Annotated in this window: 20 protein-coding genes; 8 read left to right on the top strand and 12 right to left on the bottom strand. The window is 32.5% G+C overall.

Annotation, left to right across the window (positions count from 1 at the left end; all coding sequences use genetic code 11):
• Complete coding sequence (locus SD960_RS19825; protein WP_318805539.1) at positions 1–1,293, top strand: efflux RND transporter periplasmic adaptor subunit; 1,293 nt, start codon at positions 1–3, stop codon at positions 1,291–1,293.
• A gap of 222 nt (positions 1,294–1,515) precedes the next feature.
• Positions 1,516–2,187 (top strand): tRNA (adenosine(37)-N6)-threonylcarbamoyltransferase complex dimerization subunit type 1 TsaB, encoded by a 672-nt coding sequence (tsaB, locus tag SD960_RS19820; RefSeq protein ID WP_318805538.1) that lies wholly within the window; start codon positions 1,516–1,518, stop codon positions 2,185–2,187.
• Positions 2,188–2,380: 193 nt separating this feature from the next.
• Here the strand turns inward: tsaB and SD960_RS19815 are convergent, their stop codons facing one another.
• From SD960_RS19815 to SD960_RS19805, 3 genes are all read right to left on the bottom strand, one after another.
• The gene (locus tag SD960_RS19815; RefSeq protein ID WP_318805537.1) at positions 2,381–3,193 is read right to left on the bottom strand and encodes a mechanosensitive ion channel family protein; all 813 of its coding nucleotides are present in this window, start codon (positions 3,191–3,193) and stop codon (positions 2,381–2,383) included.
• 94 nt (positions 3,194–3,287) lie between these two features.
• Entirely contained in the window at positions 3,288–3,695 is a 408-nt protein-coding gene (locus SD960_RS19810; RefSeq protein WP_318805536.1) for a YtxH domain-containing protein, read from the bottom strand.
• Between the two features lie 154 nt (positions 3,696–3,849).
• Positions 3,850–4,749: a NifU family protein gene (locus SD960_RS19805; RefSeq protein ID WP_318805534.1), complete on the bottom strand. Its 900-nt coding sequence runs from the start codon at positions 4,747–4,749 to the stop codon at positions 3,850–3,852.
• A gap of 144 nt (positions 4,750–4,893) precedes the next feature.
• On the opposite strand from SD960_RS19805, the gene SD960_RS19800 reads away from it, so the two are divergent.
• Together SD960_RS19800 and SD960_RS19795 are read left to right on the top strand one after the other, a co-directional pair.
• On the top strand, positions 4,894–5,880 hold the full coding sequence (locus SD960_RS19800) for a type IX secretion system membrane protein PorP/SprF (RefSeq protein ID WP_318805533.1): 987 nt from the start codon (positions 4,894–4,896) through the stop codon (positions 5,878–5,880).
• Positions 5,881–5,892: 12 nt separating this feature from the next.
• Entirely contained in the window at positions 5,893–6,408 is a 516-nt protein-coding gene (locus tag SD960_RS19795; protein WP_318805532.1) for a gamma carbonic anhydrase family protein, read from the top strand.
• Between the two features lie 89 nt (positions 6,409–6,497).
• Here the strand turns inward: SD960_RS19795 and SD960_RS19790 are convergent, their stop codons facing one another.
• From SD960_RS19790 to SD960_RS19765, 6 genes are all read right to left on the bottom strand, one after another.
• Positions 6,498–7,214, bottom strand: coding sequence for a LytTR family DNA-binding domain-containing protein (locus tag SD960_RS19790; RefSeq protein WP_318805531.1), 717 nt, complete (start codon positions 7,212–7,214; stop codon positions 6,498–6,500).
• Between the two features lie 106 nt (positions 7,215–7,320).
• Complete coding sequence (locus SD960_RS19785; RefSeq protein WP_318805530.1) at positions 7,321–8,028, bottom strand: intradiol ring-cleavage dioxygenase; 708 nt, start codon at positions 8,026–8,028, stop codon at positions 7,321–7,323.
• Positions 8,029–8,039: 11 nt separating this feature from the next.
• Positions 8,040–9,149 carry a sensor histidine kinase gene (locus tag SD960_RS19780; RefSeq protein ID WP_318805529.1) on the bottom strand — a complete coding sequence of 370 codons (1,110 nt, stop codon included), beginning with the start codon at positions 9,147–9,149 and terminating at the stop codon, positions 8,040–8,042.
• Complete coding sequence (locus SD960_RS19775; RefSeq protein WP_318805528.1) at positions 9,150–9,470, bottom strand: DUF4907 domain-containing protein; 321 nt, start codon at positions 9,468–9,470, stop codon at positions 9,150–9,152.
• A 1-nt stretch (position 9,471) separates the two neighbouring features.
• Positions 9,472–10,476 (bottom strand): Kelch repeat-containing protein, encoded by a 1,005-nt coding sequence (locus SD960_RS19770; protein ID WP_318805570.1) that lies wholly within the window; start codon positions 10,474–10,476, stop codon positions 9,472–9,474.
• Positions 10,477–10,495: 19 nt separating this feature from the next.
• A complete protein-coding gene (locus tag SD960_RS19765) occupies positions 10,496–11,332 on the bottom strand; it encodes a DUF6268 family outer membrane beta-barrel protein (protein WP_318805527.1) in 837 nt (278 codons plus the stop codon).
• A 231-nt stretch (positions 11,333–11,563) separates the two neighbouring features.
• On the opposite strand from SD960_RS19765, the gene SD960_RS19760 reads away from it, so the two are divergent.
• Positions 11,564–12,889 (top strand): DUF4270 family protein, encoded by a 1,326-nt coding sequence (locus tag SD960_RS19760; protein ID WP_318805526.1) that lies wholly within the window; start codon positions 11,564–11,566, stop codon positions 12,887–12,889.
• Entirely contained in the window at positions 12,890–14,125 is a 1,236-nt protein-coding gene (locus SD960_RS19755; protein WP_318805524.1) for an aromatic hydrocarbon degradation protein, read from the top strand.
• A 4-nt stretch (positions 14,126–14,129) separates the two neighbouring features.
• Here the strand turns inward: SD960_RS19755 and murI are convergent, their stop codons facing one another.
• On the bottom strand, positions 14,130–14,906 hold the full coding sequence (gene murI / locus SD960_RS19750) for a glutamate racemase (protein ID WP_318805523.1): 777 nt from the start codon (positions 14,904–14,906) through the stop codon (positions 14,130–14,132).
• A gap of 365 nt (positions 14,907–15,271) precedes the next feature.
• On the opposite strand from murI, the gene SD960_RS19745 reads away from it, so the two are divergent.
• Together SD960_RS19745 and SD960_RS19740 are read left to right on the top strand one after the other, a co-directional pair.
• Entirely contained in the window at positions 15,272–15,601 is a 330-nt protein-coding gene (locus tag SD960_RS19745; protein WP_318805521.1) for a DUF6660 family protein, read from the top strand.
• A 69-nt stretch (positions 15,602–15,670) separates the two neighbouring features.
• Positions 15,671–17,851 carry a TonB-dependent receptor domain-containing protein gene (locus SD960_RS19740; protein WP_318805519.1) on the top strand — a complete coding sequence of 727 codons (2,181 nt, stop codon included), beginning with the start codon at positions 15,671–15,673 and terminating at the stop codon, positions 17,849–17,851.
• Positions 17,852–17,910: 59 nt separating this feature from the next.
• On the opposite strand, the gene SD960_RS19735 is transcribed toward SD960_RS19740, so the two are convergent.
• Complete coding sequence (locus SD960_RS19735) at positions 17,911–18,414, bottom strand: OmpH family outer membrane protein (protein WP_207384896.1); 504 nt, start codon at positions 18,412–18,414, stop codon at positions 17,911–17,913.
• A 17-nt stretch (positions 18,415–18,431) separates the two neighbouring features.
• On the bottom strand, positions 18,432–19,460 hold the full coding sequence (locus tag SD960_RS19730) for an OmpH family outer membrane protein (RefSeq protein ID WP_318805517.1): 1,029 nt from the start codon (positions 19,458–19,460) through the stop codon (positions 18,432–18,434).
• Positions 19,461–19,477 lie beyond the last annotated feature (17 nt).

Genomic DNA, 19,477 nt, shown 5'->3' with positions numbered 1-19,477 from the left:
ATGTCAAAAAAAACAGTTTATTTCTTAGTCGGGGGCGCAATAGTTGTCATTGCAATTTTAGTAGGTCTTTCGAAATCTGGAGTAATAGGAAATAAAGATGAAGGTAAAGAAGTAGAAATTACAAAAGTAGTTGCTTCAACCATTGTCGAAACAGTTTCGGCAACAGGTAAAATTCAACCGGAAATCGAAGTTAAAATCTCACCTGAAGTTTCGGGTGAGATTATTTTATTAAATGTAAAAGAAGGTCAGGTTGTTAAAAAAGGCGATTTATTAGTCAAAATAAACCCTGATTTATATACCTCAAGTTACAATCGTTCCGTATCTAATTTATCTGGAAGTAAAGCCGGATTAAGTCAGTCTGAAGCATCTTTTAAAGAAGCAAAAGCAAGCTACGAACGTAATAAGGTATTATATGATAAAGGTGTTATTTCAAAATCTGACTGGGATAAAGCTATAGCCTCTTTTGAAGTTGCAAAAGCAACTAAACAGAATGCTTATTTTACTGTTCAAAGTGCTTCAGCATCTGTAAATGAAGCAAAAGACAACCTTGGTCGTACTACAATTTACGCTCCTGCAGATGGAACAATTTCAGTGTTAAATGTTGAGTTAGGAGAACGCGTTTTAGGAACGCAGCAAATGGCAGGAACAGAACTTTTAAGAGTGGCCAACCTAAACAACATGGAAGTTGAAGTTGATGTAAATGAAAATGACATCGTAAAAATTAAAATTGGTGACGAAGCAAATGTTGAAGTGGATGCTTATTTAAAAAAGAAATTCAGAGGTGTTGTAACCAGTATTTCTAACTCAGCAAGTACAACTTTAACATCAGATCAGGTTACGAATTTTAAAGTAAAAGTGAGAATTTTAAAAGAATCATATCAGGATTTATTAGAAGGCAAGCCAAATACATATTCTCCTTTTAGACCTGGAATGACAGCTACAGTTGATATTATTACAAAAACAAAAACGAATGTTTTGGCAGTGCCAATTAGTTCTGTTGTCGTAAAATCTGATACAACCGCAGTTAAGGATTTTAAAGTAGAAGATCCAAACGAAGATAAAAAAGCAACTCCAAAAAGCGATAAAAAATTCGAATGTGTTTTTGTAAAAGTAGGTGATAAAGCCAAAATCAAAATCATAAAAACGGGTATTCAGGACGATACCAATATCGAAGTAATGTCCGGCTTAAAACCTGGAGATGTGGTTATTACAGGTCCTTATACAACTGTTTCCAAAGAATTAAATTCTGGAGATAAAGTAAAGCTTAAAAAAGCCGAAACGCCTAAGAAATAAACATCTTTAAAAGATTTTTCGTTTGAATATAAGGTCAAAAATAAACACGAATTTCACGAATTGGCACTAATTCGTTTGTTAAATTAATTCCACAAACTAAGTAAACATTAAATTTGTGCAAATTTGTGAAATTCGTGTTTAAAATTAATCTATATATTTGTTTCCAATACGGGGAATGCTCAGCCTGATATAAATATCATTAACTTTTAAAATATAAATACATTGTCTTTTATTCTCAATATCGAAACAGCCACAAAAAATTGTTCAGTATCCATAGCAAAAAATGGGGAAACTATTTTATGTAAAGAAATTGCAGAAGAAGGCTATTCGCATGCCGAAAAACTACATGTTTTTATTGAAGAAATAATTGCAGAAGCCAAAATCTCAGTTCAGGATTTAGCCGCAATTGCAGTAAGTCAGGGGCCGGGATCATATACCGGTTTACGAATTGGAGTTTCGGCAGCAAAAGGATTATGTTTTGCTTTGAATGTTCCATTAATCGCTGTTGATACTTTGCAAACTTTAGCATCTCAGGCCAAAGTCCAGGATGGGAAAATAATTCCGATGCTTGATGCCAGAAGAATGGAAGTGTACAGCGAAATTTTCAATGCTAATTTAGAAATTGAAAGAGAAATTCAGGCAGATGTTATTGATGAAAATTCATTTAAGGATTTTACTGAAACCATTTATTTTGTTGGTGATTGTGCCGAGAAATGCAAATCGGTTTTAACAAAAGAGAATTTTGTGTTTTTAGAAGACATCAAATATCCTTCGGCTTCGGCTATGAGTAAAATCAGTTTTGATAAATATCAAAAAAGCGACACTGTTGATGTCGCTTATTTTGAACCTTATTATTTAAAAGATTTTATGATGGCACCTCCATCAAAAAAATAATAATTTACAGTTGATTGTAATTATTTTTTAACACATAGAAACATAGAATATTGAATTCAAAAAGGCGTTTCACTTGCATTAACAAACATAGTTATGTGTGAGAAACGCGTTTCTTTTGATTTACTTTTTCAAAAATATAAAATCTATGTTTCTATGTGTTTAATTAAACTTTTATTCATTACAAACGATTAATTTATTTTTGTATTGTAAATGGCTGAATAGCAATTCCTGCTTTGTCCAAAGCGGTTTTGCAATTTTCTAATGTTTCAGAAAAAACCGCTCCGTAATTTGCATTTGTTGCCCAGGGACGTACCGCAAATTCTACAGAACTTGTAGTCAGGTTTTTAACAAAAACTTCGGGTACGGGCATTTTTAGCACTTTTGGGTTGTTATTTAAAACATCCAACAAAATATCTTTTGCCTTTTTTATATCAGAATCATAAGATACAGCAAAAGTCAAATCGGCTCTTCTTTCTCCCTGCATCGAATAGTTGATAATTGTTCCGTTAGATAAAGCGCCATTTGGCACAAAAACCGTTTGGTTATTTCCGGTAAGCATTTTTGTTACAAAAATCTGAATTTCCAGAACTGTCGCAATAACGCCTTGTGCTTCAATAGTGTCTCCAACTTTAAAAGGTTTAAAGAGAATGATAAGCATTCCGCCTGCAAAATTAGAAAGAGAACCTTGCAACGATAAACCCACTGCAAGACCCATTGCTCCTAAAATAGCAACAAATGACGAAGTTTCAATTCCGAGTTTTGAAATAAACGTTATAAACAATAAAACGCGTAATGCCCAAAGCAATATATCAGCAAGAAATTTTGTTAATGTAGGATCCAGATTTCTCTTAATCATTACTTTTCTAATGATTCGATTAATCAATCGTATGGCGTATAAACCAACAAATAAGATTAAAATTGCTGAAATTAATTTAGGAGAATAGTCGAGTAAAACCTCGATAAATCTGGCGGCATAACTGCCAATCTGGTTTGAATTAATGTCCATTTTATAAAAATAAAAAAACCTTCCCAAATGAGAAGGTGGTATTAGATTTTGCAAATATATAGATATTTCCTTTTATAAGAAATAAATGTCGTTGTTATTCTGTTGCTGGTGTCTTATTGATAACTTCTTCTGTTGTAGTTATTGTTTCTTCGCTTAAATCAACAATAGTTTTCGTTGTTGTAGTTTTAGCTTCACCAGTAAATTCGCTTGCTTTTTCTTTTACAGAATCGATTACATCACTAATCGTTTCAGAGGCTTTTTCAACATACTCGCTTGCAATATCTTTAGCGTGACTGACATACTCTGTAGCACTATCAATTATTGGTTCTGAAACTTCTTTTGCTTTCGCGAAAGTCTCTTCTGCAAAAGTTTCCGCTTTATTGATTAACGGTGCAGCTTCTTCTTTTGCCTGCTCAAAAGCGTCTTCTGCTTTATTGGCTAAATCAACACTTGTTTCTTTGGCTGAGCCAAATAGATTCTTAAAAAATGAAGTTAATCCCATAGTTTTCTGGTTTTGATTAGTTTAGAAATACAATATTAACCAATTTTATTACACTACGACATTTATTTGAAAATAATTTACTGATAATTAGATAGATACAAATAAAAAAGCATCTCGATTGAGATGCTTTTTTCTAACTATTTTATAGTTGTAATTATGCGTTTATAGCTTCAACTTTGATGGCTTCGTCATTTAGCATGCTTTTCAGCATATTTTCGATTCCGCTTTTTAGAGTAAAAGTAGAGGATGGGCATCCGCTGCAAGCTCCCTGCAAAATTACTTTTACCGTTTTATCATCTTCATTATAAGAATCAAATGCAATATTTCCGCCATCGGCAGCAACTGCAGGTTTTACGTATTCTTCCAGAATGTTAATGATTTGTTGTGATGTAACATCTAATTTATCGAAATTTTCATCTTTTGTAACATCATTTTTTGTAGCAACTTCAATTAAATTTTCATCTAATACAGTACCTCCATTTTCAATAAATTGTTTGATGAATGTTCTTACTTCTAATGTAATTTCCTGCCAGTCGTTGATGTCGTATTTCGTTACCGAAATGTAATTTTCATCAATAAAAACTTCTTTTACATAAGGAAATTTAAATAATTCTTTTGCTAAAGGAGAAGAAGCCGTCTGATCGATATTTTTATATTCAACCGGATTTTTAGTCAGCATTCTGCTTACCACAAATTTTAATGCCGATGGGTTTGGAGTTGTTTCTCCATAAACCGTAATGGGCTGTTTTTTTGTTTTGGTTTCATCGATATTGATAATTACGCCGCCTTTTGCTACAAAAGCTTCAATTTGCTCTGCTACAGCATCTTTTACATCATCCCATTCTACAATGCTATATCTTTCTATAGCTATAAAGTTTCCGGAAATGTAAACTGTTTTTACAAACGGCAAATAAAATAATTGCTGTGCCAATGGTGATGCCTGGGCTTCATCAATATTTTTGAATTCAAAATTTTGATTTTGGGTAATAAAATCCTCAAATTCAAATTTTAAAATAGTCGGATTTTGAGTCTCCTTTATAGTGATTTTCGTCATGATTTAAATTTTTACAAATTTAGTAAAGTTATTTTCTACTAATACCTATATTTGATTTTTTAATAAAATAATTAAGACTCTTTTCAAATTAATCGTACTAAAATTCCAGAGTCTCTAATTTATTCCGACACGACTACCTTTATTATGTTTAAAATCAGAGTTTTATATTTGGTCTTTTTAACTTCTCTTTTTTGTTATTCTCAGGAAGGACTGCCTGTTTATTCTGATTATTTGTCGGATAATTATTATTTAATTCACCCTTCAATGGCTGGTGCGGCGAATTGTGCCAAGATAAGATTGACCGCGAGAAAGCAATGGTTTGGTCAGGATGATGCACCTTCACTTCAAACGTTAAGTTTTAATGGAAGAATTGGCGAAAGATCAGGAGCCGGAATTATTGTTTTTAATGATAAAAACGGATATCATTCTCAAAAAGGATTGAAACTTACTTACGCACATCATATTATGTTTTCGAGAGATGAAATAGATTTGAATCAGCTTTCGTTTGGTATTAGCGGAGGAGTTATTCAGAATCAACTGGATGAAACACAATTTGGAACTACTTTTGATCCTATTGTTTTTGGTGCGATTCAAAAAGATTCTTATTTTAATGTTGATGTTGGAGCTTCCTATAACTATATGGATTTTTATGCTCATGCAACCGTTCAGGGCTTGCTTGAAACCAGAAGAGAAATCTATACAGATTATGAAAGCGATAATTTAAGAAAGTTTTTATTGAGCGTAGGATATGTTTTTGGTAAACACGAGAATATTACCTGGGAACCTTCTGTTTTGTTTCAGTTATTTGATCAGACAAAAGAGAAATCTCTTGATATGAATTTAAAAGCATACAAGAATATGGACTTTGGAAGTCTTTGGGCGGCATTGTCGTACAGAAGAAGTTTTGACGGCGCGCAATACAGTTTAGGAAACGGTGTACAATCTCAAAAATTGCAATACATAACACCAATTATAGGTGTAAATTATAAAAATTTCATGTTTGCTTATACCTATTCGCAAGTTACGGGAGATGTGAAATTTGATACAGGTGCTTATCACCAAATTACTCTGGGGATCAATTTATTTTGTACAAAGGAGCGTTACGATTGTAACTGTCCGGCAATTAATTAAAACTTTTTTATTATGCTTATTAAATCTGTAAACGGAAAATCTCCGGTAATACCTGAAGATTGTTATGTTGCCGAAAATGCAACTATTGTAGGCGATGTTACTTTTGGAGATTCCTGCAGCGTTTGGTTTAATGCTGTAATTCGTGGTGATGTTCACTTCATTAAAATAGGAAATAAAGTAAATATCCAGGACGGCGCTATTATTCATTGTACTTATCAAAAACACCCAACCATTATTGGAAATAATGTTTCAATTGGTCACAATGCCATAGTTCACGGCTGTACTATTCACGACAATGTTTTAATAGGAATGGGCGCTATTGTAATGGATAATTGTGTGATAGAAAGTAATTCTATTGTGGCTGCCGGTGCTGTTTTAACTCAAAACACAGTTGTAACTTCAGGAAGTATTTGGGCAGGAGTTCCGGCCAAAAAGGTAAAAGATATTGACCAATCCGATTTTGCAGGCGAAATTGAGCGAATTTCTAATAATTACGTTATGTATTCGGGATGGTTCAAGAATGAATAAACTCCAAAAAATAAAAATTCCAAATTCCAATCAGAAAGTTAAAACTTCAATGGGAATTTGAAATTTATTTTTATTTTGGAATTTTAAACTTATAAGTTGATTTTTTCAAAGAAAGTACTTTTATAACTTTCACTAATCGGAATTCGTTTATCACTTATCAAAACCTTATTTTTTTGGATAGATTTTACATGTTTTATATTAATAATATAAGATCTGTGAATTCTCGAAAATCCTTTGCTTGAAAGCAAATTCTCTAATTTGATTAAACTAATTAAGGTTAAAGTAAATTTATTATCAGTAGTATATATTTTTACATAATCTTTTAAGCCTTCGATAAATAAAATATCAGCAAAATTCATTTTCACATTTTCATATTCAGCCCTTACAAACATAAAATCCTGTTCTAATTCCGGAGCTGTAGTGTTTTCTGAAATGGCCTGAACTGCTGCTGTTGGGTTAAAAATTTGCTGTGCGCGTACGACTGATTTTAAAAAGCGGTGAAACGGAATTGGCTTTACCAGATAATCAACTGCGCCCAGGTTAAATCCTTCAACAGCATAATCGGAATAGGCAGTGGTGAAAATAATTAATGGCTTTTTTTCGATAGTATTTAAAAATTCAATTCCCGAAAAATGTGGCATCTGAATATCGAGAAAAATCAAATCTATATTGGTTTGATTGATAAAGGAAACGGCGTCAATCGCATTGTTAAAAGTGCTTACCAATTCTAGTGAATCTACTTTTCGAACAAAATCTTCTAATAATTCAACCGCTAAAGGTTCATCGTCTATAATTACACATTTCATTTGCTCGGAATTAGATTTTTAAATTTGTTTTGGCAGTCAAAAGTAGTTTGAAACCAGTAAATTAAGTTTTAAAATTATCATAAATTACCGTTTTATTATCGTAAAATTATGCTTTTACAGTAATGGTTTTGCTTAATGTATAACCATCTGCCAAATTACCTGTTAAAGAAGCTAATTCATCAGATAAACTGTCTGCAAAAATATTGTCTGATGTGTTTGAAGTGTCAGCCTGACCATGAGACGCATAATTTGTGCTTGAATATACTTCATTGGTAACATTTTCCGGAAAAGCGATTTGCGTTACTAATAATGAAGAACCTGAAGCGCTTAAAACTTCAACATGTATATGTGGAGCACGTCCTTGATACCAGCCCGGGAAAATTGAAATAAACGAAACTTCTCCATTTGCATCTGAAGTTTGTCTTCCTCTTAAAAAATGCACAGATGTGTAATCTGTTTGCTGCATGGAAGTTCCTCCGTATTCAGAATAATTTCCGTCTTTATCACAATGCCAAACATCGACTAAAACGCCTTCTAAAGGCGCACAATCTTTGCTTTGGTTTTCAATAGTTAAATTGATCAGCAATGCCACTCCAATCCGGTCTGATTTTATATTTTCTAATACCAGCTGACTTGGTGTTTTTATAGGAAATGGCCCTTTGGTTTCAGAAGGAGAAACGGTACAGCTTCCGTCGACAGAAGTATCTGTACCATCATCATTGTCGCTTTTAGAACAAGATTCTAATATTTTGGTAGCTGTTGCTAATGAAGCAATGCCTAAAATACCATTTTGGATGAATTTTTTTCTGTCCATAATTCCTATAATTAACTTATTGCTGTTTGAATTTTATCCAGTTTTAAATTTAAATGCACACGGTAATATTGATTGTCTTGTGTAATGGTAAGTTCGTGCGCATTTGGGTAAAGTAAATCCAGTCGGTTTTGAATGTTTACTAATCCAATTCCTGAATTGTCAGGATCTTTAACGTAATTTTCGATGGTGTTTTCTATCCAGAAATCAAGATTGTCATCTAATATAAAAACCTTAATTTTTACATGGGCCGCCCCTTTATAATCGGTTCCGTATTTAAAGGCATTTTCTACAAATGAAATTAATAGCAAAGGCTCAATAAATTTATTTTTGGTGTTTCCGTGAACATTGATAACAATGTCTTCGATATCATTAAGTCGGAGCTTTTGTAATTCGATGTAATTTTGAATGTAATTGATTTCTTTTTCTAAAGCCACCGTTTTATTATCAGTTTCATACAGCATATAGCGCATTAATTCTGATAATGTCACGATGGCATCAGGGACCAAATCAGATTTCTTGTGTGCCAATGAATAAATACTGTTTAAAGAATTAAATAAAAAATGCGGATTGGTTTGTTTTCGCAAATAAATTAATTCAGTATTTGTTCTGTGCGTTTCGGCAATTAATTTGTTTTGTTGGTTGTTATAAAATTCAGTTAATGTTCTAATAATAGCACTTATCGTAATAATTAAAATATAGAAAAGAGAAGGTCCAATTTTAAAAAATAAAGGCTGTCTTCTCATCACGACATGTCTGCCATCTCTAACAAAATCATGCGGATCGCGAGGCATCATTTTAGGAGGCAGCATATTTGCCGGTCTTAAATGGTTAAATTCAGGAATAAAGTAATTGATCCTGATAACCATGAAAATAAAAATAAGGGCAAAAACAAAGGCAAAATAAAGCCAATATTTTTTTTCTAAAAGTAGGGCAGGCACCAAATAAAAATAGTTGAGATAAAACAAAATAATTCCCGTGGCCCATTGTACATAAAAATCGTTATTGATTCTGAAAGGGCTTTCATAAAATTGAATCAATGATGTCAGGATAAAGAAAGTCCATATAATACTATGAAACAAAATTTTGTTTGAGCTGGTATTTTTGATGCTGCCTATGTTCATTTAGAATTTTATTTTTAATAAAATTAAATCATTTTTCGTTACTGTTGGCGAATTGTTCTCTTTGAGTTTTTGTGCCACCAGATTCCCCACTTTTAATGCATCTTCTTCTGTCGAAAAACTTTTTGTAGCGTTTATAACAGGAATAATAGATTGTTTAATTATTGTTTTGTTTTTGTAAGCAATTGAATATCCCCAGCCCGAAGTTGTTTTGAAAGATTCTGTTTTAAGTATTTCGTTTCTTGTGCAGGCTGTAATTTGCAAAAGCAGAAAAAGAAACAATAAATTCTTCTGGATTTTACTCCAGAAGAATTGTTTTTTCATATTAATTATCATCGTCATTTTGTTCCTCTAAAGGTTTAAACTCCCATGCATCATCAAAATAAGTAGTACCTATTCTTCCTAACATGTAGAAACCTCTGTTGTTAATTGCAAAACCAACTGCGTCGGTTCTTGTAGCACCTTCCATTGGAGTTCTTTCTACCCAAAGATCTGTCGTAGGATTGTATTCCCAAACTGTTTTTACACTTTCACCACCAACAATATAACCTAAATTATTCATTGAAAAAGCTGAGGCATTTGAACGTACAATTGCATAATCATCATTGAATGAATCATCATCGTCATCATCCTGATCAATATCTCTCTTGCGAGTCCAGATATCTGTGGCAGGATCAAATTGCCAAAAATCTTCCTGATAAACGCCATTGTTGATTCCGGTTGCCAGATAAGCTTTATTATCAATTATAAAAACAGTAGCATTACGTCTTTTGTTTCCGCTAAAACCATTTACTAGAGTCCAGGTATTTGCCTGATCATCGTATTGATAAAAATCTTTCAAATAATTTCCATCATAACCAGTTCCAATATAAGCTTTTCCGCCTACCTGAAAACCTACCGCTGCGTAACGTGCTGTACCCGCAAAATCAGTTTTTTGAGTCCATGCATTACTTGTTGGGTCGTATTGGTAAAAATCTTTCAGTTTATTTGTTCCGTCATAACCAATTCCAACATAACCTTTATCGTTAAGTGTAAAACTAGAAGCCGAACTTCTTCCTATACCAATAAAGTCTGCCTTTTGCTCCCAATAGTCACCAGTTGAATTATAAGCCCATAAATCTTTTAAATACTCATCTCCTGTATAGCCTGTTGCTATATAAGCATAATCACCAATAACAAAACTAGTGGCACTAGATCTTGCCGGTCCATCAAATGCTGATTTTTTAATCCAGTTTCCTATTAAATCATCATCGTCATCACTACTACAGCCTATAAAAAAGAGGCTCGATAATAATGCCGCGAATAATATTCCATTTTTTAAATTATTCATCATAGTGTATTAAATTTATTTATTGTTTGTATTTGATGCCAATGCCTAAAATGTAGCCGTTTCCGGTATTAAAATCATAAACCTTATGATTGTCGTTATCGATAATATTGTATTTTTTATTAAAATCGTAACCTGCCTTAAAATTTATAAACCAGTTTTTATCGACGTTTCTTTCATATTCAAAAGCCGATGTCATTTGCGAGGTGCTAATTTTTGTTCCATTATTAGCAATAACTGTATGATCCAGGTTATAAAAAGTACCATTAAAACTATTCGTCAGGCTAAATGCATTTCGAATATTATTAGAATATGAAATCTTCGAATCCGGAAATCCAATCATCAAGGTGCTTTTATCGTTTATTTTATATCCTACTGATAAAGTGGGCAAAAATTGCGGATAACCAAATATTGCTGTTCTTGCAACTCCAACATTTATATTGGTATTCAAATTTAACTGCTGACTTATTTCAAAACTTCCCAAGAGCGTTACATCAGAAAAGTCAAGGTTTTTTTGAAAATTTGCTGTTGGCGTTAAAGCAAGATTCAATTTAGTATTTGAAATTTCATGTGAAATTTCAAATTTGTTTTTCAACTGACTAAATTGATCCAGATTTTCAAATTCCTCAAAACTTCCGGCATCATAGTTCAACTTCAAATTCGAGTATTCTACTGTGTTCTTTATTTTGTTTTTCGAATTGATTGCCGTACTAAATGATATACCGATACCAGTTTCGTTAAAATCTATTTTATCTGTTGGCTCTGTTTTCAAATTTGCATTTACCGAAAAGTTTTCCTGAGCTTTCATATTCAAAAACGAAATCAAAAAAAGAGAACCTATTAAAAGCCTTATTTTCATTACTTAATTATTGGTTCAAAAGTAGGTGCCTAATGGTTTTAAAAAAAAGAAGATATATGTATGGCTCTTTTTGATAGACTAAATACCCTTTTTTATGGCTGAACCAATTATTTGTTTGGCGAAACCTATCGTAGATGTTTTTTTGCTATTTATAGGCTAAAAAGGCAAGACTGTATATGTTATAGTGTAGTGCAGAAGAGTGCATTTTATATTTGTTCAAAAAATAAGATTATGCATAAGTATATATTGATGTTGGTTTTTGCACTTACAATAATTTCATGCGGTACTGATACAGATGCCGGAGAGTTTGTTGTTGGGTCTGATTATTTGGCGGTAAGCAATAAAATAATTTTAATTGACACCGTAACTGTCGAAATGTCTACCATAAACTTTGATTCACTTGTAACCTCAAGTCAGAGCCGAATTTTAATTGGTAATTATGAAGATCCACTATTCGGGAAAATAAAATCAAATAGCTATTTTCAATTAGCAGGAAGTTCTTATACTCTTGAAAGTACGGGTTCTGATACTGAAGCTGTAAATTATGTTTTCGATTCTATTTCGATGATCTTAAAATATGATAATTACTATTACGGAGATACAACAAAAGTTCAAACGTTTAATATTCACAGAATTACTCAAACAGTAAAACCGAATACAGACGATGACAGTTTTTATAATAACTCATCTTTGAGTTATGGAACCGAAAGTCTTGGAACGATCGCTTATAAACCGAGACCAACAGAAAAAGATTCGATTAATATTAAAATGGATGCTACTTTCGGAAGCGAACTTTTCCAGAAAATTAAAAAAAGAGAGATTACGGGGCTAACAAACTTAACAGAATATTTAAAAGGTCTTGTTCTGGTTCCTAATATTGATAATTCTTCGAGTGTAATTGGTTTTAATGCGACTACAAGTGTCGTCAGGATGTATTATTCCAAGTATCAAAGCGACGATGAAACTTCTTATTATATAGACTTTACCATTGCAGATGTTTCAAAGCAGTTCAACTCTATTTCCTCAGATAAAACCGGAACAGTAATTCAAAATTTACCCATTTCGAGCAGTAAATTATCCAGTACATTAACAAACAGGCAAGGATATATTCAATCGGGAGCAGGAGTAGCCTGCCGGATTGATTTTCCAAATATAAAACAGCTCAAATACATTTCAGAAAAAGGCGCGATTGTCGATGCCCAATTGATTTTAAAACCGGTTAATAATTCTTATTCAGAACAATATCCTTTAGAAGATTCATTGCGTGTATATGTAGCCGATAATTTAAACAGGATTAGCGCCACGTTGTTAAATTCTGCAGGAAGTTCAGTGTATGGAATATTAAACCAAAAAAGTGACGAGTTCAACGAAAACGTAGCTTATACAATTCCGATAGGAGGGTTTCTTCAAAAAGAAATGTGGAAAACCTCCGATTCAAAATCTTCTCTTATTCTGACATTGCCCGGAATTTCTAAAACTGTAGACAGAATTGTTTTAGGAGACCAAAAGCACGCAAACAATAAAATTCAACTAAAAGTTTATTATATCTCATATTAGATGAAAAATAAAATAATTTTTTTAAGCTGCTTCATTCTAATGTCGCTAACTGCATTTTCTCAAAGTATTTCAAGTTCTCCTTATTCCTTATATGGTGTAGGTAGTGTGTATGACTCTGATTTTGGCTCGATTCCATCTATTGGTTCGTCAGGAATAGCATTGCCTTCAAATCTCTTTATCAATAATTTAAATCCGGCTTCATTAGCTTATTTGCCTCTAAATCATTTTATGTTTGATATTGGCGGAAAGGCAATCGCAACAACGTATGAAAGTGGATCGAGATCTGAAAAACGAAATAATTTTCAGTTTTCTCATATTGCTTTTGCTTTTCCAGTTACAAAAAAATCAGGATTTAGTGTGGCTTTGCGACCATATTCAAGTGCAACGTTTAAAATCTCAAATTTAAAATTGACTATCGCAGATAGTCAGGAATATTATTACTTAACAGCGGCGGGTTCTGGCGGATTGAATAATTTTGATTTTTCTTATGGTTATAGAATTGGAAAAAAAATATCCGTTGGAGCTTCAGCCACTGTTTTATTTGGTAATACAACCGATGACAGGAGTTATCTGATCTCAAATTCTATTACAAGTATTAGTAAAAAAACAGATTATAGTGGTTTACGCGCAACTTTAGGTGCTCAATATCAAATTGATTCGACTTTTACAATTGCATCCACTTTTAAATTGCCAACAAAGGTTAACGCTTCAAAAGTGCAAAGTGTAGAAACTTTGACAAATGAGGTTGTTACTACGGTAGAATCGAATGTTGCTTCAGATGCAGATGATTATTATATGCCTTTAGAAATAGGAGTTGGAATTAGTAAACGTTTTAAGAATAATCTAAATATGACCGTAGATTATGAAAAAAGTCTTTGGAAGAATACCAATCAGTCTGAGTTATACGGAGATTTTGTTAATCAGGATCGATTTGCACTTGGGTTTACCTATAGTGCAAAAAAAAATATCAGACGATATTGGGATCGGGTTCAATATGCTGCAGGAGCCAATTTTGACACTGGGTATCTTGAAGTCGATGGAAAAAGAGTTAATAATGCCTCAATATCTATCGGACTTACATTACCAATAGAAAATACTTTTTCGGCTTTGAATATTTCCTATTCTTATGGACAAAAAGGAAAAGTTTCAGAAAATCTGATAAAAGAAAATTATCATAAAATATCCCTCAATTTGTCTTTAGACGGAATTTGGTTCGTCAAGCGAAAAATAGAATAATGACTTAAAAATCCTTCTGTATTACTTCATATTTGTCATTCAAAATTGATTTTAGAACAGAAGGATTTGCATTTGCATAAAATACAGGTTCGCTTTCTCCTTCATCAGAAAAACCAACTTTTTCGCGCAATACATTTTGAGTTTGTCGGGCAACTGCTTCTCCGGAATCAATAATCTGAATATGCTCCGGAAGAATTTTTTTAATCTGAGGAATCAAATACGGATAATGACTACAGCCCAAAACCAGGTAATCGATATTGGTATCAATCATAGGTCGCAAGTAAGTTTCTAATAACTCAGTCATTTCAGGAGAGTTCAAATTTCCATCTTCAATAAGTTGTACCAATCCATGACCAACTTGTTCAATTATGGTTGTGTTTTGAAACATTTCGGCTGTTTTATTAAACAATTCACTGTTCAAAGTTCCTTGTGTAGCTAAAATTCCAATAACTTGGGTTTTCGAATTATTAGCTGCCGGTTTTATTGCCGGTTCAATTCCAATAAAAGGAATATCATAATCAGCACGAAGTTCTCTTATAGCATTTGTGGTTGCAGTATTGCAGGCAACAACAATTAGTTTACAGTTATTTTCGATTAAAAAGTCAACATTTTTTTTACTTAAAGCAACAATCTCTTCTTTGGTTCTTTGGCCATAAGGAGCATTTTTATTGTCTGCTAAATAAATGGTTTTTTCGTTGGGAAGTAATTCGTGAATGGCGCTCCAAATGGAAGTTCCTCCAATACCGGAATCAAAAACGCCTATAGGATTGTTGTTTGTCATACAACAAAGTTACATATTTCTATGTTTTTCTACAATTTAGAAGTTAAATAAAACGGTTAAGAAAATGTAAAAAAAGTACTATATTTACAATTAACCTTAAATAACTATAACTATGAAATTTATTAAAAATTGCGAAAAATTATCAAAAAAAGAACTTAAAAGCATTAATGGTGGAAGTGCCCCTTATTGTCCGGTTGGTAAAGTTTGCTATCGAGGGGAAGATAGTAACGGGAATCTACTTTGGGATTGTGTCCCCTTAACAACTCTATGCCCGGTAATTTAAGAAATCATAATGTAGAAAAGGAGTTTTATTACTCCTTTTTTATTTGTCAAGAAATACTAGGATATTTCTTTATCTTTGCAACATGAAATTAATTTGGTTTTTATTTTCAATTTATCTTGTTTCACTATCATTGACACCTTGCAATGATATAGATGATTGTGCTTCTTTTGCAAAAACCGAACTTCATCAAAATCATTCTCAGGATAAAAAATCAGATTCTCAAAACGATCAATGCAGTCCATTTTGTTTGTGCGCTTGTTGTGGAGTTCATGGTTTTCAATTTCAAAAACATCTTTTTGTTGAGGAAACAAGTATAAATTTTGCCGATGTTAAAGAGCAAAATGACCTTTATGTTTTCAATAATTACAAAGCAATATATTTAGGTATCTGGCAACCGCCAAAATTAAGTTAGATTAATATTGAATTTCTGTCCGTTGTTTTGCTTCGGGTTATGTTAGTATTTATTTAATTTAAAAATCAAATGACAAAATATAGTATGATTTTGGCTTTGCTTGCGTGTTCGTTTGCCTATAGTCAAAACTCTTTAAAAGTTATCGTGAAAGATAACAAAACTCAGGAAAATTTAATTGGAGTTTCTGTTCAGGTTCAGCAAACTAATATTTCTGGAATAACAGACAATACTGGCGTTTTAGAATTGAATTCTATTGAAAATGGAGAACAAAAAATCATTTTTAATTTATTAGGTTACGAAGATTTCTCTATGAATGTAATTTTTCCAAAACAAAATGGAGAAGTTATAACTGTCGAATTATTTCCAGCAGATGAAGAAGAACTTGATGAGGTAATCGTGCAATCGACACGTACCAGCAGAACAATAAAAAACACTCCTACACGTATCGAATCTATTGATGCCGAAGAGCTCGATGAAAAGGCTAATATGAAACCCGCTAATGTAAGCATGGTTTTGCACGAAAGTACCGGTTTACAGGTACAGCAAACTTCTGCAACAAGTGGTAATGCAAGTATACGTGTTCAGGGACTTGATGGTCGTTATACACAATTATTAAAAGATGGTTATGCTAACTTTGGTAATTTTGCCAGTGGTTTAAGTATTCTCGAAATTCCGCCTTTAGATTTGCAACAGGTTGAGGTCATAAAAGGGCCTTCGTCAACTCTATATGGAGGTGGAGCAATTGCAGGTGTTATTAATTTTATTTCGAAAACACCGAAAGAAAAAGGAGAATATAATTTCATCTTGAATCAGTCGAATATTGGCCAGACTAATATTGGAGCTTATGCATCAAAGAGAAAAGGAAAATTTGGTTACGCTATTCTGGGATTGGTTAATTTTCAAAAAGCATATGATGTAGACGATGATGATTTTTCAGAGACGCCAAAATCACATAATTTCACGATTAATCCGCGTTTATTTTATTATCCTTCAGAGAGTTTAAGTTTTATGCTTGGTAATAGTTTTACTAATACAAATATGAAAGGTGGGGATATGCATGTTATTGATGGAAAAGCAGATGCTTACCATGTTTATTTTGAGAAAAATAAAACAATGCGAAATACCACTACTTTTGAATTAGATAAAAAATTTGAAAATCAGAATAGTTTCAAATTAAAACAGAGTCTTAGTTTTTTTGACAGAAAGATTAATATTCCGGATTATGAATTTTCGGGTTTAAATACAAATGCATTTACGGATGCTTCTTATATTATAAACAGAGAGAAATATTCGCTTATAAGCGGTGCAAATTTGGTTTATGATAAATTTGAACAAAGAAACTCAGGTGCTTTAAACGCAAAATCTTTTACTACCGGATTGTATATTCAGCATACCTGGGATGTTTCTGAGGCAATAAAATTAGAAAATGGTTTGCGAGTAGATAACGTTTCTTATTCGAATGTAAATTTCTCTAAAAATCAAACTTTCTTCTTGCCAAAAATTTCTGCCTTGTTCAGGATAAATTCGCAATGGAGTAGTAGAGTAGGTGGAGGTTTAGGATATAAAATCCCAACTGTTTTTACAGAACAAACGGAAACCATGCAATATCAAAATGTGCAGGCTTTACAAAATGTAACTTCCGAAAAAAGTATTGGTGGTACAGCAGATGTAAATTATAAAGCTAATATTTTTTCTGATTTAAAATTCTCAGTTAATCAGATGTTTTTTATCACTCAAATAAACAAACCGTTGGTTTTGCAAAATGAATTTGATGGATCTTACTTTGTAAATGCCTCAGATCCTGTTTTAAGTCAGGGTTTTGAAACAAATTTAAAGTTTATTTATAAAGATGATTTTAAACTTTTTGTTGGCTATACTTTTACCGATGCAAAAGCGAAGTATCTGACAGCAAACCAGGTTTTACCGTTAATGCCTAAAAATAAAGTTAATCTGGCCTTGATTTACGAGAAAGAAAATAATTTTAAAATGGGATTGGAAGGATATTTTACAGATGAGCAATTTTTATACAATGGTATGCAAACTCCTACTTATTGGGAATTTGGATTTATGGTTGAAAAAACATTATGGAAGAATTTTGCTTTCTTTATCAACTTTGAGAACTTTACAGATACTAAACAAAGTAACTATAAAAGAGTTGTAAATGATCCGCACAATGCACCAACTTTTGATGATATATGGGTGCATACAGAAGGTTTTACCATTAACGGAGGAGTAAAAATAAAATTATAGAAGCAAAAAAAATGGCTCAACTTTTTAAGTTGAGCCATTTTTAATAATAAGATTATTTCTTAGAATCCTAAATCTTTTTTAACGTCAGCAGTAATGTTTGGACCGTCAGCTAATAAAAGAGTAGAACCATCTAATACATATTGGAAACCTTTAGCTTTTCCAACTTTTTGGATAGAAGCTCTTACTTTTTCCATTAATGGTTTTACGATGTCAGTTTCTTTTTGTTGTAGTTCTTTTTGTGCATTGTCTCTATAGTCAACAATTCTTTTTTGCATGTCTTGAACTTCTTTAGAACGCTCACCGTTTACAGCTTCAGTTACAGTAGCAGCTTCAGCCTCATACTTTTTGATTTTTACTTGATATTCATCAACCATTTTTTTGTATTCAGTATCGTATGTACCACTTAATTTTTGTAGTTGATTTTGAGCATCAAGCATTGCAGGCATTTTCGACATAATCTCGCTAACATCAACATGAGCTACCTTAGCTTGTGCATTCATTGTGTTACTTGCTCCTAAAACTAGTATCGCAGCAATTAGTAAAGTTTTGATTTGTTTCATCATTTTTAAAAAAATATTAATTAATTATTGGTCGTATTTGTTTTCTGTGTTTCGGCTTCTTTTGCTTTTTTAGCCGCTTCTCGTTCTTCTAAAATTTTCTTCTTTCTTTCTTCTAACTCTTTTTTTCGCTGTTCATAAATCTTCTGTCTTTCTTCGGCCTTCGCTGCTGCTGCGTCAGTGGCAGTATTTGTTGGTGCCGTTGTTGTAGCTGCGGGCTCGGTTGTTGTTGAAGAAGGTTTTGCTGTAGCATCAGTTTTTGTTTCTTCTGTTTTAGCTGGTTCAGAAACCGTGCCATTTTTTTTGGCTTCTCTTTCTGCTAAGATCGCTTTTCTTCTGTCTTCATATTCTTTTTTCTTAGCTTCTTGTTCCAGCCTTCTGTCTTCGATCAATTTTTCTCTTGCCGCCTTTCTTTCATCTAATACCTTTTGTCTTTCTGCCATTTCAGGATTTTCATCAATAGCATTTTCACGGCTTTCTTTAACTTCTTGCTCTTTCAACTGTTTTTTATTCAATTGCTCTCGCTTATCAGTTCTGTTTAGTACACGTATAACCTGATCACTAATATCAAATCTTTTATTGCTAAAAAGCATTGTTAAATCCGATGACTTGTCAAAAACAAAATCATAGTTTTTAGCTTCTGCAATATCCTGAACAGCTGTAAAAACCTGATCTTGTATAGGTTTTGCTAAGGCTGCCTTATGTCGAATTAAATTTCCATCAGCACCAAATTGCTTTTGCTGATAATCCATCATTTCATCTTCCTGAAATTTAATTTCACTTTCTCTTTCATCAATAAGCTCCTTAGTAAGTAAAGCTTTTTCGGCTTTAAGATTTTCTTTGAGTTTGTTGATTTCCAGTTTTTTGGTTTCTATTTCTTGCTTCCATTTTTGAGCTTTTAGCTCCAATTGGGCTTTTGCTTCCTTATAATCGGAAACATTTTCTAAAATATATTCCATGTCGATGTAGCCAATCCTAGTCGTCCTTGTCTGCGCTTGACTTGTAAAAGCTACAACCAAGGCTAAAAATATAAATAAAAATTGTTTTCTCATAACATTACTTTATTTTG

The sequence above is a fragment of the Flavobacterium sp. MMLR14_040 genome, from assembly GCF_033657265.1.
In the GTDB taxonomy this organism is placed as follows: Bacteria; Bacteroidota; Bacteroidia; order Flavobacteriales; family Flavobacteriaceae; genus Flavobacterium.
The sequence above is the reverse complement of the archived record's forward strand: the minus strand, read 5'-3'. Positions and strand labels throughout refer to the sequence as shown.

Excerpts from the sequence above, each read along its gene's own strand:
- SD960_RS19740 (WP_318805519.1), top strand. The coding sequence starts at position 15,671 with ATGACAAAATATAGTATGATTTTGGCTTTGCTTGCGTGTTCGTTTGCC.
- SD960_RS19770 (WP_318805570.1), bottom strand. The coding sequence starts at position 10,476 with ATGAATAATTTAAAAAATGGAATATTATTCGCGGCATTATTATCGAGC.
- SD960_RS19810 (WP_318805536.1), bottom strand. The coding sequence starts at position 3,695 with ATGGGATTAACTTCATTTTTTAAGAATCTATTTGGCTCAGCCAAAGAA.
- SD960_RS19790 (WP_318805531.1), bottom strand. The coding sequence starts at position 7,214 with ATGAAATGTGTAATTATAGACGATGAACCTTTAGCGGTTGAATTATTA.
- SD960_RS19780 (WP_318805529.1), bottom strand. The coding sequence starts at position 9,149 with ATGAACATAGGCAGCATCAAAAATACCAGCTCAAACAAAATTTTGTTT.
- SD960_RS19805 (WP_318805534.1), bottom strand. The coding sequence starts at position 4,749 with ATGACGAAAATCACTATAAAGGAGACTCAAAATCCGACTATTTTAAAA.
- SD960_RS19760 (WP_318805526.1), top strand. The coding sequence starts at position 11,564 with ATGCATAAGTATATATTGATGTTGGTTTTTGCACTTACAATAATTTCA.
- murI (WP_318805523.1), bottom strand. The coding sequence starts at position 14,906 with ATGACAAACAACAATCCTATAGGCGTTTTTGATTCCGGTATTGGAGGA.
- SD960_RS19785 (WP_318805530.1), bottom strand. The coding sequence starts at position 8,028 with ATGGACAGAAAAAAATTCATCCAAAATGGTATTTTAGGCATTGCTTCA.
- SD960_RS19795 (WP_318805532.1), top strand. The coding sequence starts at position 5,893 with ATGCTTATTAAATCTGTAAACGGAAAATCTCCGGTAATACCTGAAGAT.
- SD960_RS19735 (WP_207384896.1), bottom strand. The coding sequence starts at position 18,414 with ATGATGAAACAAATCAAAACTTTACTAATTGCTGCGATACTAGTTTTA.
- SD960_RS19755 (WP_318805524.1), top strand. The coding sequence starts at position 12,890 with ATGAAAAATAAAATAATTTTTTTAAGCTGCTTCATTCTAATGTCGCTA.
- SD960_RS19815 (WP_318805537.1), bottom strand. The coding sequence starts at position 3,193 with ATGGACATTAATTCAAACCAGATTGGCAGTTATGCCGCCAGATTTATC.
- SD960_RS19825 (WP_318805539.1), top strand. The coding sequence starts at position 1 with ATGTCAAAAAAAACAGTTTATTTCTTAGTCGGGGGCGCAATAGTTGTC.
- SD960_RS19745 (WP_318805521.1), top strand. The coding sequence starts at position 15,272 with ATGAAATTAATTTGGTTTTTATTTTCAATTTATCTTGTTTCACTATCA.
- SD960_RS19730 (WP_318805517.1), bottom strand. The coding sequence starts at position 19,460 with ATGAGAAAACAATTTTTATTTATATTTTTAGCCTTGGTTGTAGCTTTT.
- SD960_RS19775 (WP_318805528.1), bottom strand. The coding sequence starts at position 9,470 with ATGAAAAAACAATTCTTCTGGAGTAAAATCCAGAAGAATTTATTGTTT.
- SD960_RS19800 (WP_318805533.1), top strand. The coding sequence starts at position 4,894 with ATGTTTAAAATCAGAGTTTTATATTTGGTCTTTTTAACTTCTCTTTTT.
- SD960_RS19765 (WP_318805527.1), bottom strand. The coding sequence starts at position 11,332 with ATGAAAATAAGGCTTTTAATAGGTTCTCTTTTTTTGATTTCGTTTTTG.